This window comes from Pseudomonas sp. 13B_2.1_Bac1 (genome assembly GCF_025466155.1).
Taxonomy (GTDB): Bacteria; Pseudomonadota; Gammaproteobacteria; order Pseudomonadales; family Pseudomonadaceae; genus Aquipseudomonas; species Aquipseudomonas aylmerensis.
Map to the genome: position 1 here is coordinate 37972 of NZ_JANLOH010000007.1, position 14083 is coordinate 52054.

Sequence of the window (14083 nt, forward strand, 5' to 3'; positions counted from 1 at the left end):
GCGTGAGCGGGGAATGTTGCGTGTGCCGCGGCAAAAGCCTTTCGCTCCCGGCATCAGGACGTGTAGCGTTACGCAGGGTTTTCCGGCCTGCCAACCACGGGCAGGGTGCGATGGGCAGAGGGACGGGTCATGGCGCAAACGCTGTTCAAACTTTTCTTTACCCAACGTCTGGCCGCCTTGGCCAGTACCGAGTCGCTGCGCGCGATCCGCGAAGGGTTGTTGTGGATCCTGCCGTGCCTGCTGGTCTCGGCAGCTTTTCTGATCCTGTCCGAGTTCGCCCGTGTGCTGGGCTTCGACCCACAAGTGGTGGCGTTCCTGGCTGCGCTGCACAACCAGATCAGTTCGGTGATTCCGCTGCTGGTCGGTGCGTCCATCGGCTACATGTTGGCGATCCAGCATCGGCTGCCCCAATTGCCGGTGGCATTCCTGTGCCTCGCCCATGTGGTGGTGGCGACGTTTATCCTGCGCGAATACCCCCGGGCCTCGGCGACGTTCGTGCTGTTTATCGCCATCGCCTCGCCGCTGCTCAATGTGCCGGCCATTGCCTGGCTGCACCGGTACCGCTGGACACGCCTGGTCAACGAAGACCTGGTCGGGCACAACCTCAGGGGCACGATCAATATGGTGCTGCCCGGGGCGATCACGGCCTTGGCGCTGGTGGTGGTGCTGTCCTTGTTGTTGCAGGTTCCTTACGTCGCGCAGATCCAGGGGCCGCAAGTGCTGGATGCGCTGGAGTCGCCCTACGGCAGTGGTTTATTCGTGACCCTGATGAACTCGCTGTTGTGGTTTTTCGGGATTCACGGCGTGTACGCGATGCAGCCGCTGTTCAATGTGCTCGACCAGGCGGTGGCCCTCAACGGTGCGGCGTTGGCGGCGGGCGAGCCGATCAAGTATGTGCTGAACGGTGGCTTGCTGGGCTGTTTTGCGTTTATCGGCGGCTCCGGTGGCGCGTTGTGCCTGCTGGTGGCGATCCTGCTGTTTTCCAAGAGCCAGTCCATGCGTCTGGTGGCGATGGCGAGTGTGCCGCTGTCGCTGTTCAACGTCAGCGAGGTGCTGCTGTTCGGCTTGCCGATCATTCTCAACCCACGCCTGTTCATACCCTTTTTGATTGTGCCCGCGCTGAATGCGACGGTGGCGCTGACGGTGGTGCAAATGGGTTGGGTGTCGCCGGCTGTGGCGAGCGTGCCGTTCACTGCACCGGTGCTGCTCAACGCCTACCTCAGCACCCACGGCGATGTCGCGGCCGTCGCGCTGCAAATCGCGCTGCTGGGCTTGGGCACGCTGGTGTACGCGCCGTATGTCCGGGCGATTCATCGCCAGGCCACCGAAGGCGGCACGGTCTACCTCAAGTCCCTGGACATGACCTTCCGTGGCCTGGAGGAAAAAGGCCGGCTGCGCGAACTGGACCCGGTATTGGCGTCCCACCGGACCCTGGCGCGCCAGGCCAGCGAGCTGAGCCATATCCAGCAGATCAGCGACTATGAGTTCTACCTCGAATTCCAGCCCCAGGTCTCGACCCGGACCGGGCTGTGCACCGGTTGCGAGGCGTTGATGCGCGCGCGCGATGCCCAGGGCACCGTGCATTCGCCGTGGGAGTTCCTGCAATGGCTGGCGCAGGCGCGGCTGATGCCGGACGTGGATATGTGGGTGGCGTCCCAGGCGGTGCGCCAATACCAGAAGTGGCAGAAGCTGGGCTTCGGGTTGCCGATGACCATCAATATTTCCAGCGCCACCCTGACCGACGCCGCCTATGGCGAGCGTCTGGTGGAGATCCTGGCCCAGGCCCATGGCCAGGTCTCGGTGGAGATCACCGAAGACGCGCTGGTCTCGGACATCCAGGCTACCCGCCAGATCATCCAGAAGCTGCAGGCCATTGGCGCCAAGGTGTATATCGACGACTTTGGCACCGGGTTTTCGGCGTTGAGCTACCTGCACCAGTTCCCGGTGGACTTTATCAAGATCGACCGCAGCTTCGTGGTCGCCCAGCACGACCCCAAGGGCGCCCAGGTGATGACCGGCATGCTGCGCTTTTGCGAGGCGCTGAACCTGGGCGTGGTGGTGGAGGGGGTGGAAACCGCCGAGCAGTTGGCTTTCCTGAACGGCGGCACCGAATTGATTATCCAGGGCTGGTATTTCAGCAAGGCGCTGCCCGGCGATCAGTTGCAAGGCTTTGTACGCGAGCGCGCGGACCTGGCGAAGGTTTAATAGCTGCGCCGGGTCTGTTCGATGTCCTCGACCAGGCCGTCGATCGCCGCCAGGCGCGCGCGGTTGTCGTGGTCCCAGGGATGGAAGCCGGGTTTGAAGTAGTGCAGCCAGGGCACCAGCATCCGTGGAAAAACCCCCTTGGGTCCGTAGAGAAACTTCAGCATGCGCCAGGACCCCTTGAGGAATCCGACGGACTGGCGGTCGGCAATCAGCAGGCGCACGTGGAAATCCAGCACCACCAGCCAGAAGAACACCGTGGTGGTCAGCATGGTGCCGGTGCGCAGCAGGTAGCGTTTGGGGCCGGGCTTGATCACGCGGTTCCACACATCGAAGGCCACGGCCTTGTGCTCGGTTTCTTCCAGCGCGTGCCAGTACCACATCTGTCGGTAGCCCTTGAGCGAGTCGCCAAAGCGTGACGGGTCGCTCAGCAGGATTTCCGCGAGCATCGCCGTGTAGTGTTCAAGCGCGATGGTGATCGCCAGGTTGAACGACGGCGCGAAGTGTTTCTTTTGCAGGTCGAGGATGAATTTCAGGCGCCGGTCCAGGGTGTGGGCGGGCAGGCCTGCCGCTTGCAACAAGTCGTTGTAGGCCACGTGTTCACGGCTGTGCATGGCCTCCTGGCCGATAAATCCCTGGATCTCTTTCTTCAGTTGCGGATCATCGATGCGCTGGCGGTAATGGCGCACGCTGTCCATGAAAAACAGCTCGCCCTGAGGAAACAGCAGCGACAGGGCGTTGAAGAAATGCGTGATGAACGGGCCCTGTTCGTGCCAGTTGGTGATGCGCTCGGCAGGCAGGTCGAAATGAATATCGCGACGGATCGGCAACATGGTGCGTGCTCCTGTTCAGAGTCTGGGCTCGTCGTTGGTTTCAAACACTGGCGTGCGCGGCTTGGGCGCCATGCGCCGGCTGGCCAACACCACGAGCGCCTGGTACGCCGCCGGCAGGCAGCGGGCGAGCAGGTCGAGAAAGTACGCGTCGCGGCCAATCAGCACGCGGCGTTTGTTTTTGCGCACGCCGTGCAGGATCACCTTGGCGGCCTGGTCGGCGTCAGTGATGAAGAGTTTTTCGAAGTCGGCGCGGGCCTGCTGTTCGCTGTGGATCAGAAAGCCGGTCATGTTCGCGTCGATTCGGCTGCTGCGGCAGATATCGGTACGAATGCCGCCCGGGTGCACGCAGGTGGCCGAGACGCCGCAGCGCTGCAGGTCGAGCTCCTGGCGCAGGGACTCGGTAAAGCCGCGCACCGCAAACTTGGTGGCGTTGTAGCCGCTCATGCCGGGCTGCGCGAACAGGCCGAACACGCTGGACGTGTTGATCACGTGGCCCTCGCCGGACGCTTTTAAATACGGCAGGAACGCCTTGGTGCCATGGACCACGCCCCAGAAATTGATGCCGACGATCCACTCCAGGTCGGCGTAGTCCACGCCTTCGACAGTGCTCGACAAGGCCACCCCGGCATTGTTGAACACCAGGTTGACCTGGCCGTGTTCGGCCACACAGCGCGCGGCCCAATCCTGCATGGCCTGGCGGTCGGCAACATCCAGTACCTGCAGGGTGATGTGTACGGGTGAGAGGGTCGAGGCCTTGATCATCTCCAGCGTCTGTTCCAGCCCTTGGCTGTTCTTGTCCGACAGCGCCAGGTGGCAGCCTTCTCGTGCGAGGGCCAAGGCCAGGGCACGGCCCATGCCGGACGCGGCGCCAGTAATTGCCGCCACGCGGCCATTGAAGGTCTTCATGACAGGCTCCCTTCTGCAGTGGAGTGAGGCGCTTGGACGGCACGCGCCGGCGTATTGATCGGCACCAGGCTGGCCACGTAGTCCTTGAGCGCAAACTGGCGGGTCACCTGCTTGAAGCGCCAGGTCGAACCCGGCCACAAGGTGGTGTTCTTGCCGGTGCGCGGGTCGAGGTACCAGCTGCGGCATCCGCCGGTGTTCCAGATGGTGCGCTTGAGCTTGTCCTGCAGTTGCTGGTTGTAGGCGCTTTCCACCGCCAGCTTGACGTCCACACTGGCGATGCGATGGCGTTGCATCTGCCGAAGCGCGTCGAGGATGTAAGTGACCTGGGCCTCGATCATCAGGATCATCGAGTTGTGCCCCAGGCCGGTATTGGGCCCGACAATCAGGAACAGGTTGGGATAGCCCGGCACGGTGGTGCCTTTGTAGGCGTGGGCGCCGTCCTGCCAGGTGTCCATCAGGTCCACGCCGTTACGCCCAATGATGCAGTCGCGGGGCAGGGGATCGGTGGCCTGGAAGCCGGTGCCGAAAATCAGGCAATCGGCCGGGTGCTTGATGCCGTCGGCAGTGATCACGCCGTCGGCTTCGATGCGTGCCACGGCGTCGGTCACCACTTCGACATTGCTGCGCGACAACGCCGGATAGTAGTCATTGGAGATCAGCACGCGCTTGCAGCCGATGGTGTAGTCAGGCGTCAACGTCTTGCGCAGGGAAGGGCGGGCGACTTGTTTGTGCAGGTGGCGCAGGGCGATTTTCTGCACCATTTTCATCAGCCGCGGATGCAGCGCAAAGCCGACCACGCGGCCTTCCAGGGCCCAGTAAAACGCACCGCGCACCAGGCGCTGGGTGAAAGGCAGGTGCTTGAACAGCCAGCGTTCGGACGGCGTAATTGCGCGGTCAGGCTTGGGCATGATCCACGGCGGCGTGCGCTGGAACAGGTCCAGGTGAGCCACCTGTGGCGCGATCTGCGGCACAAACTGAATGGCACTGGCGCCGGTGCCGATCACCGCCACGCGCTTGCCTTTCAGCGAGTAGTCGTGGTCCCACTGCTGGGAATGGAAGCGCTTGCCCTTGAAGTTCTCCAGCCCTGGAATATCCGGCAATGCCGGGCGCGACAAGCCGCCCATCCCCGACACCAGCACCCGCGCACTCACCTGGCGACCACCATTGAAGCTCAGTTGCCAGCGTTGCTCCTGTTCATCGAAGACCGCGCGTGTCAGGCCCATGCCGAAGCGCAGGTAGGGCTTGAGCTCGAAGCGCGTGGCGCAGCGTTCGAGGTAAGCACGGATTTCCGCTTGGGGCGCGAATTGCCGCGTCCAGTCCGGGTTGGGCGCAAACGAAAACGAATACACGTGCGACTGCACATCACAGGCGCAGCCCGGGTAGTGGTTGTCTCGCCAGGTGCCGCCGAGGGTCTCGGCCTGCTCGGCGATAAAGAAGTCGGTGAAGCCGGCTTCCTTGAGCTTGATGGCCATGCACAGGCCGGCAAAGCCTGAGCCGATGATGGCGATATCGATCAAATCACTGTGGGCATTCATAGGCAGGCCCTCGTAGGCATCGGATGTGCTCCTGTTTTTGTTTTGTCTTTTAGATAGAACACCATTGCAAAGGAAAATTGAATTATTTATTTTAAAAAAGATTTTAAATAATCTACCTGAAAATATCGCCTACGCTAGTCACTGGCTCCTCATGTGCGACTTGTCCGACGGACGAGCAGGGTCTGCACGTAGTTTAGGTCCAGGGTTGGACGATAGGCCGAGGCCTGATCAATTCCGGTCAGGTTCCCGGCAGCAGGGAAGCAGAGGACCGAGCTATGGCTGTCGAATGGATGATTGCTGCGGCGGTGTTTATCGGCGTGAGCGCGCTGTTGTGGGGCGTCAGTGCCTGGATGACACGGCGTATTGAAGCCGCTGTTCCGATCAACGGGCGCTTCGTGGAGGTCAACGGCGAGCGCTTTCATTATGTAGAAGAGGGTAAAGGCCCGCCGCTGGTGATGATTCACGGGCTGATGGGCAGCAGTCGCAACTTGACCTATGCCTTGTCCGGGCAGTTGCGGGAGCAGTTCCGGGTGATCACCCTCGATCGTCCGGGGTCAGGTTATTCCACCCGACATGCCGGCACTGCTGCCGACCTGCCGGCCCAGGCGCGACAAGTTGCGGCGTTTATCAACACGCTGGGCCTGGATAAACCCCTGGTGCTGGGACATTCCCTCGGCGGGGCGATTTCCCTGGCGCTGGCCCTCGACCATCCCGACGCCGTATCGGGCCTGGTCCTGGTCGCACCGCTGACCCATCCCCAACCGACCTTGCCGCTGGTGTTCTGGTCGCTGGCAGTACGCCCTGCCTGGCTGCGTCGCTGGGTGTCGCACACCCTCACCGTGCCGATGGGCCTGCTGACCCGCCGTGCAGTGGTCAAGGGCGTGTTCGCGCCCGATCCGGCCCCGGAGGATTTCGCCACCCGTGGCGGCGGGCTGCTGGGCATGCGCCCGGACAACTTCTACGCCGCCTCCAGCGAGATTGCGCTGGTCAATGATTACCTGCCAGGCATGGTCAAGCGCTACCCGCAGCTGACGCTGCCCATCAGCCTGATCTACGGGGCCCGGGACAAGGTGCTGGACTTTCGTCAGCACGGCCAGGCACTCGCCGACAAGGTGCCGGGCTTGAAGATGCAGGTGGTGGAGGGGCGCGGCCATATGCTGCCGATCACTGCCACGGCGCGTGTGGTCGAAGCGGTGCAGCACCTGGCCAAGCGCATGCGACCCGGCGAAACCGCGACGATTCTGCAGCCGTCCTTTGCGTTGGCGAGCAAATAGTCATGCCTCACGTTGCGGGTTCGAACGTCCGGAATGCCTGCTCTAGAGACCTGACCAAACGGCTGAAAAAGAGACTGCTCAGTCACGTAAAAAAGGCCTCGAAAAAGTAGTTGACGACCTATCGATTCCGCGCTATTTATTTAAAAAAATATTTCAATATTTATTTTGAAATGATTTTTGAAATGCCTAAGAGCGAATAAAAATGAAAAAAACGTCTTTTATCGCATGGTTGAATTCCCGGAGCATCCATCGCTCCCTGAACCAGTTTTTTGTAACCCTGCCAACCCGCCTCATCCGGAGGCTGCCATGAATCAGACACTGGCAGCCCCAAGCGTATGGACCGACGGCAAGCGTCACCTGTGGTGGCTGGGGATCATGCCGCTGGCCACTCCGCTGTTGTCTGGCGCCCTGGCGATCACCACCGGTATCCAGCAACTGTGGTGGGTCGGCGTGCTGGTGATCTTCGGCCTGATCCCACTGATCGACGGCCTGCTCGGTGAAGACGTCAGCAACCCGCCCGAATCAGCCGTCAGCAGCCTGGAGTCCCAGAGCTATTACCGCTGGATCGTCTACACCGGCGTGCTGTTTGTGATTTCGTCGGTGGTGGTCACCGGCTGGCTGGCTGCAGGCGGTATCGAGTGGATCATCCAGGGTGGTCTGGTACAGGCCGCCGCGAGCCTGGAGCCGACCGGCTGGCTGTCGCAGGCTGCCCACTACATCACCGCACGCACTCAGTTGCATGGCGAGCCGAGTTGGTTCACCTATCTAGGCATGGCGATGTCGACCGGCGCCGCCACCGGTATTGCAATCAACACCGCCCATGAACTGGGGCACAAGCCCAACGCGCTTGAAGTGTTTCTCGCCAAGGTCACCCTGGCGCCGACCTTCTACGGGCACTTCTACACCGAACACAACCGTGGCCATCACGTGCGTGTCGCCACACCGGAAGACCCGGCCAGTTCGCGACTGGGTGAAAGCTTCTGGGCTTTCCTGCCGCGCTCGGTGTGGTTCAGCGCACGCTCGGCCTGGAACCTGGAGCGCGAGCGCCTGCGCAAACTCGGCCTGCCGGCCTGGCACTGGAAGAACGCTGTGCTCAGTGCCTGGATGTACAGCGTGGTGTTGTGGGGGGCGATGATCTACTGGCTCGGGGCGGCGGTGATTCCCTTCCTGATCATCCAGGGCATCTACGGCTTCTCCCTGCTGGAAGTGGTGAACTACGTGGAACACTACGGCCTTAAACGCCAGAAGTTGCCCAATGGCCGGTATGAACGTTGTTCGCCTCGGCACTCCTGGAACAGTAACCGTATTGTCACCAATATCTTCCTGTTCCAACTTCAGCGGCACTCTGATCACCATGCCAACCCGACACGCAGTTACCAGTCGTTGCGACACTTTGATGAGTCACCGCAACTTCCCTATGGGTATGCGAGCATGATTGTCTGGGCGTATGTGCCGTACTTGTGGCGCCGTCGCATGGACCACCGCGTACTTAATCATTACGCCGGGGATATTTTCCTGACCAACCTTCAGCCCTCACAACGGTTGAAGTACCTGGAGAAGTACAGCAACAGCGCTACACCGTTCTAAGTGTAAGTAACATGTTGTTGGCGTACTCGGGGCCTGCGTGCCGCGCAGGCCTCTATCGCCCGAGTTTTTTCAGATCAGTTGCACGTAAGTTGTTTGACCCGAACAAAAATAATTAAAGGGAAGGACGTACACCATGCAATCACCTGCCAAGTTCACCACCCACATCGTATTGGCTGCGCTGGGGCTTATCGCCTATCACCAGGCCCAGGCCGCCCGCATCGAACCGGCCGGCAGTGCCTTTACCGCCCAAGGCCCGATCAGTTTTTCCAAGGGCGCGTTGATCAGCGCCGATTGCACCATCAAGGTGGCCGGCAAAGTTGCGGCCGATGGGTCATCGGTGGATGTTGAGAAAGTTGAATTCGATGGCGGCCTCAAGTGCAGCCGTGTCGAAGCCACCAACTTGCCCTGGGTGTTGATTGCCAAAGACACCAAGAGTGGCTCCATGTCGAAGATCAGCGTAGATGTCCACGCCTTCGGCCTGGGCGGCAAGTGCGGCCCTTCCACGGCCGATGGCACCTGGGATAACGCTACCGGCAAGTTGGAGGCGGCCAATGTACCGATTGGCGAAGACTGCAAGATCAAGACGGTGTCGATCAAGATGCCGCCGAACTTCAAAGTTGTTGAATAACGTGCTGCGGTAATTGAATTGAGATTTGGCTGGAAAGGGAAGTTCCGCTTTGTTTCACCGTGACCTCTCGTTCATGGCCATTACCCCTGGCGAAATGACTCGCCATAACATGTGAGGAAAAACAATGAAAAGTTTGAAAACCCTCGTGTCGTTGTCTGCTTTGGCTGTTTGCATGGGTGCTGCTTCGATGGCCAATGCTGTGAGTATCGCTCCGATCAGCAGTAATTTTTCCGCGTCCGGTTCACTTACTGTGAAGTCACCCTCTTCTTTTCAGTTGCCCATTACGTGTGACGTGAAGTTTGATGGTTCTGTAAACGATGTGGGAATTGCGAGTATCACCAAAGTCACCGTGTCGGGTAGCAACAGCCTGTGCAAGCTGCCTCAAATCACGGGTGTGCCATGGACACTGACGGCTACATCCCTGAGTGGTACTTCAGGCGGCGGGAATGTCACCAACGTCGGTTACACCATTCCTGCCACCGTGTTGTATCCAGCGTCCAACTGCGGTCCATCGACCGTTACGGTGGCCTACAACAACAGCACTGGCGTGTTGACCACCAGCCCGACAAGCCAGCCTCTCGGTTCGTCCTGCACCCTTCAAAGCCTGAGTGTAACGGTGACCACATCGCCGCTGCTGCAGATCGTTCCTTAATCGTCCCGCAGAGCACTCTGGGCTGATCACCCACGGCAAAGACAGGTGCCTCGCAAGAGGCATCTGTTGCGACAAACCATCGGTATTTACCCGCTGGGGCGGTATAAAAACAATAAGGAGTGGAGCATGAATAATAAGAAACAACAGGCACAAACATTCCTGAGCCTGGCATTGCTCAGTGGATTCATGGTGGCTGCCGGTTCGGCCCAGGCGGGAGCGTTCATGACGCCGACGACAAACGCCGCCGGCTGGGGGCGCGCATTTGGTGGTGGTTCGTTGTTCAAGAACGACCCGTCATCGGCCTATAACAACCCCGCTGCCATGGCATTTATCGACAAGAACATTTCCCAGTTCACGCTCAACTACGCAAATATCGATATCAAATATAAGGGTAACGCGTACGACTACTCTGGTCGGCCTACGTCGGCCACGGTTTTGGATCCCGACTTCAATCCGATCTACAGCACTAGAACGGGAGATGGGGGCCAGGCGGGTTTTGAGGCATGGGTGCCTACCGGCTTCATGGTCATGCCAATTAATGATCGCCTGAACTTCGGTCTGAGTCAGGTCGTCCCGATGGGGGCGAGGACAAGCTACGACAATGATTGGAAAGGCAGGGACTTCGCGGTTGATACGAAGATCGAGACGGTTGCACTGACTGGCTCGCTGTCGTTTAAAGTCACAGACGAGTTCTCCGTTGGGGGCGGTGCAATTCTTCAGCACACCTCTGGTTTTGTAAGCCAGAACGTCGACTTGTATGCCGCAGCGGCACAGTCTGCGGACTTCGGTTTTACGCCCTTTGCTGCGGGTCAGGGCTTTTCGTTGATGCGCGTCAAAGTCGACAATACATCGCTGGGCTGGTTCGCCGGTATCGCCTGGAAGCCGACCAGTCAGGACACGCTGGGCCTGAATTACCACGCGAAAATAAAGAATAAATTAGAGGGCAAATACAACATCTACGCCGACGAACAATCTCGGTTGCTCATGACCACGCCTGTTCTTGACGGTAAAACCCTGGTGGAAATGGCCTACCCAGGCCTGCACCTCTACCCCGATGGAGCCAAGGCCTCTACCCAATTGGATATCCCGGCTACCGCATCCTTCGATTGGGTACATCAATTCAATGATCGTTGGGGTGTTGGCTTCAGCGCGACCTGGACGGATTGGTCATCATTCAAAGCGCTGACCCTCAAGTCCGAAGGCAGCACCATCGTTTCGATTCCCTATCGCTACAAAGATGCATGGCAATTCTCATACGGCACCGACTACAAACTGACTGACGACTTTACCGTGCGTGGCGGTATTTCTTTTGACCAGACGCCTACGCCGGACGCCACCCGTGACCCGCGTATTCCGGACGGTGACCGCACGTTCGTGTCCCTGGGCTTGGGCTACAAAGTCCGTGCAATACCAGGCTTGAGCGTCGACGGTGCTTATTCCCATCAATTCGTGGAGACCGTCAAGCTGAGGACTAAAAACGTGGATCGCCTTGGAGGGGCCAGCCTCGATGGCAAGTCAGAGGCGCGTGGTGATGTGGTTAGCGTATCTGCAACTTACGAGTTTTGATCCGGCCACATTCATATTTGCCAGCAGTTAGCGCATCTTTCTGTTGTGCTGCATATGGATGACGCATCGACGGGTTGCCCACGCGACCCGTTCCGATTTTCTGATCCCATCAACCCATCAGGCTGACCCATTCAGCCGCCAATTTTTTCGCCCAAGCATTAAATAAAAATTTCAAAACAAAATTTGAATTTAGCTTTCCAAGTTTGTAGTGTGGCTTTACGCCGCAGGTCAATCCGACCTTCCGCACGTAAACCACGCCCTGAATCGAGTCGAGGTATCCCATGGTTATCTGGTTATTGGTGGGTTTCGCAGCTGCGATTGCCCTGGCGTATCGACAAGCCGCTGCCACCCTGTGGTTGGGCGCTGGCCTGGTCTGGTTGGCGATTGGTTACCTTTTCAACGTGGTGGCGGCGTTCGGCGCTACCGTCGCGGCGGTGCTGGTGGTGTTACCGGCGTTGCTGATGACCCTCAAACCGCTACGCCGCACGCTGTTGACCAGCAAGGCCCTCGGCCTGTTTCGTACGATCATGCCGGCGATGTCCGACACCGAACGCGCGGCTATCGAGTCCGGCACCGTGTGGTGGGACGCCGAGCTGTTCAGCGGCAAGCCCAACTGGCAGCGCCTGCTGCAAGCTGCGCCGGCCAGCCTGAGCGCGGAGGAGCAAGCCTTCCTCGACAATGAGGTGGAAACCCTCTGTGACATCGCCAACGACTGGGAAACCACCCAGGTCTGGCAGGACATGTCGCCCGAAGGCTGGCAGTACACCAAGGACGCCGGCTTCCTCGGCATGATCATTCCCAAGCAGTACGGTGGCAAAGGCTTCTCCCACTATGCGCATTCGCAGGTGGTGATGAAGCTGTCGACGCGCTGCTCGGCGGCCGCGATCTCGGTGATGGTGCCCAACTCCCTCGGTCCGGCCGAGCTGCTGTTGCACTACGGCACCGATGCCCAACGCAATTACTACCTGCCGCGCCTGGCGCGGGGTGAAGACATCCCGTGCTTTGCCCTGACCAGCCCGTATGCGGGCTCGGACGCCGGGGCGATTCCCGACCTGGGCATCGTCTGCAAAGGCACGCATGAAGGCCAGGAAGTACTGGGTTTCCGCGTGACCTGGGACAAGCGCTACATCACCCTGGGCCCGATCGCCACGGTGCTTGGCCTGGCGTTTCGCGCCGAAGACCCGGAAGGCCTGTTAGGCGCTCCCGGTTCGCTCGGCATCACCTGTGCGCTGATCCCGACGTCGCACCCAGGCGTCAATAGTGGCCGTCGCCACTGGCCGCTCAACGCGGTGTTCCAGAATGGTCCTACCACCGGCAAGGATGTTTTCATCCCACTGGAATGGGTGATCGGTGGCCGCGAGCAAGTCGGTAACGGCTGGCGCATGTTGATGGAATGCCTGGCCGCCGGCCGCGCGATCTCCCTGCCTTCGGCCAACGTCGGCCTGGGCAAGGTCGCAGTGCGCGGCACCACCGCCTACGCGGCGATGCGCAAGCAGTTCGGCCTGCCCATCGGCAAGTTCGAAGGCGTGCAGGCGCCGCTGGCGCGCATGGCCGGGCACTTGTATGCCTGCGATGCGGTGCGCAAGGTCTCGGTGGCGTCCCTGGACGCCGGTGAGAAACCGTCGGTGATCTCGGCCATCGCCAAGTACCACGTCACCGAACGGGCGCGGATTATCGTCAACGACGGCATGGACATCGTCGCCGGCAAGGGCATCTGCATGGGGCCCAATAACTTCCTGGCGCGCGCCTACCAGCAGAGCCCCATCGCCATCACGGTGGAAGGCGCGAACATCATGACGCGCTGCCTGATCATCTTTGGCCAGGGCCTTATCCGCTGCCATCCTTATGTGTTCCGCGAGATGGAAGCGGCGCGCCACCCGGACCGGCGCAAGGCCCTGGAAGATTTCGACAGCGCGATGTTCGGCCATATCAGCTTTGTGTTGGCCAATACCGTGCGTGCGGCGGTGCATGCCCTGACGGGCGGGCGGCTGATTTCCGCCCCGGCCAAGACCGACCCGGCGTTGGCGTCCTACTATCGCCAGGCCAATCGCCTGTCGGTGGTCCTGGCGCTGATCTCGGATATTTCCATGGGCGTGCTGGGCGGTGCCCTCAAGCGCAAGGAAAGTATTACCGGGCGCCTGGGCGATATTCTCTCGCAGCTGTACATCCTGTCCTGCGTACTCAAGCGCTTCGAGGACGACGGTCGGCCCCAGGCGGATTTACCGTTGGTGCATTGGGCAGCGCAGGACGCGTTGTTGCGCGCCCACGAAGCGCTGGCCGAAGTGCTCGACAACTACCCGTCGAAAGCCGCCGCCGCAGTGGTGCGAGGCTTGAGTTTCCCGTTCGGCATTCCCCTGCACAAGCCCTCGGATCGCCTGCTGGCCCAGGTGGCCGATGTGGTGCAGACCCCCGGCGAAACCCGCGACCGTCTGCTGGCCAATTCCTACATCCCGCGTCCGGAAATCGACAAGCTGGCCTACGGCGAACTCGGTTTCCGCCTGTTGCCGCAAGTCGAGCTGATCGATGCTCGCCTCAAGCCTGCGGTCAAGCAGGGGCTGATCGAGCCGATGCCGATCTCCGCCACGGCCTTCACCGCCTGGCGCGTCAAGGCGCGGGCGCTGGACCTGATCAGCGACGACGAAGACAGCTTGCTGGGGCGCTACGTGGAATACGCCGATCACGGCATCCAGGTGGACGATTTCCCGCAGGACTTTGGCTTGCTGGAGGCGTTGCAACAGCGCAAGCAAGCGCTGGAACCGCCGGCAAAGCGCAAGTCCAGCCAGGGTGAAAACGCCTCGGTCAATTGAGTGGTACTGAATGAACACGCTCAGTGTGGGAGCTGGCTTGCCTGCGATGGCAGCGGCTCGGCTTGACTGTTTGAACCCCGAGGCCCCCACCCC

General features: G+C 60.4%; 10 protein-coding genes. 7 read left to right on the plus strand and 3 right to left on the minus strand.

The features are described from left to right. Positions 1-129: 129 nt before the first annotated feature. Complete coding sequence (locus tag NTD80_RS01935; RefSeq protein WP_262131926.1) at positions 130-2205, plus strand: EAL domain-containing protein; 2076 nt, start codon at positions 130-132, stop codon at positions 2203-2205. On the opposite strand, the gene NTD80_RS01940 is transcribed toward NTD80_RS01935, so the two are convergent. Genes NTD80_RS01940 through NTD80_RS01950 form a run of 3 tightly spaced genes read right to left on the minus strand, consistent with a single transcriptional unit; the run spans position 2202 to position 5476 of the window. After that, complete coding sequence (locus NTD80_RS01940) at positions 2202-3035, minus strand: metal-dependent hydrolase (protein WP_262131928.1); 834 nt, start codon at positions 3033-3035, stop codon at positions 2202-2204. The two genes, NTD80_RS01935 and NTD80_RS01940, sit on opposite strands and share 4 nt — an antisense overlap. Before the next feature lie 15 nt (positions 3036-3050). Continuing rightward, positions 3051-3941 carry an SDR family NAD(P)-dependent oxidoreductase gene (locus tag NTD80_RS01945; RefSeq protein ID WP_262131929.1) on the minus strand — a complete coding sequence of 297 codons (891 nt, stop codon included), beginning with the start codon at positions 3939-3941 and terminating at the stop codon, positions 3051-3053. Further along, entirely contained in the window at positions 3938-5476 is a 1539-nt protein-coding gene (locus tag NTD80_RS01950; protein ID WP_262131930.1) for a flavin-containing monooxygenase, read from the minus strand. Before NTD80_RS01950 ends, NTD80_RS01945 begins: the two co-directional genes overlap by 4 nt. A 275-nt stretch (positions 5477-5751) precedes the next feature. Between NTD80_RS01950 and NTD80_RS01955 the strand changes: the two genes are divergently transcribed. The 6 genes from NTD80_RS01955 to NTD80_RS01980 all read left to right on the plus strand — a co-directional run bounded on the left by NTD80_RS01955 (position 5752) and on the right by NTD80_RS01980 (position 13990). Next, entirely contained in the window at positions 5752-6750 is a 999-nt protein-coding gene (locus NTD80_RS01955) for an alpha/beta fold hydrolase (RefSeq protein WP_106803608.1), read from the plus strand. A gap of 306 nt (positions 6751-7056) precedes the next feature. Further along, entirely contained in the window at positions 7057-8337 is a 1281-nt protein-coding gene (locus NTD80_RS01960; protein ID WP_262131931.1) for an alkane 1-monooxygenase, read from the plus strand. A gap of 133 nt (positions 8338-8470) precedes the next feature. Beyond that, positions 8471-8965 carry an alkane oxidation protein activator PraA gene (gene praA / locus NTD80_RS01965; protein ID WP_065907845.1) on the plus strand — a complete coding sequence of 165 codons (495 nt, stop codon included), beginning with the start codon at positions 8471-8473 and terminating at the stop codon, positions 8963-8965. Between the two features lie 124 nt (positions 8966-9089). Next, positions 9090-9617, plus strand: a complete 528-nt coding sequence (gene praB / locus NTD80_RS01970; RefSeq protein ID WP_213553919.1) for an alkane oxidation protein activator PraB — start codon at positions 9090-9092, stop codon at positions 9615-9617. Positions 9618-9743: 126 nt separating this feature from the next. After that, positions 9744-11183, plus strand: coding sequence for an outer membrane protein transport protein (locus tag NTD80_RS01975; RefSeq protein WP_262131933.1), 1440 nt, complete (start codon positions 9744-9746; stop codon positions 11181-11183). 281 nt (positions 11184-11464) lie between these two features. After that, positions 11465-13990 (plus strand): acyl-CoA dehydrogenase, encoded by a 2526-nt coding sequence (locus NTD80_RS01980; protein WP_262131934.1) that lies wholly within the window; start codon positions 11465-11467, stop codon positions 13988-13990. Positions 13991-14083 lie beyond the last annotated feature (93 nt).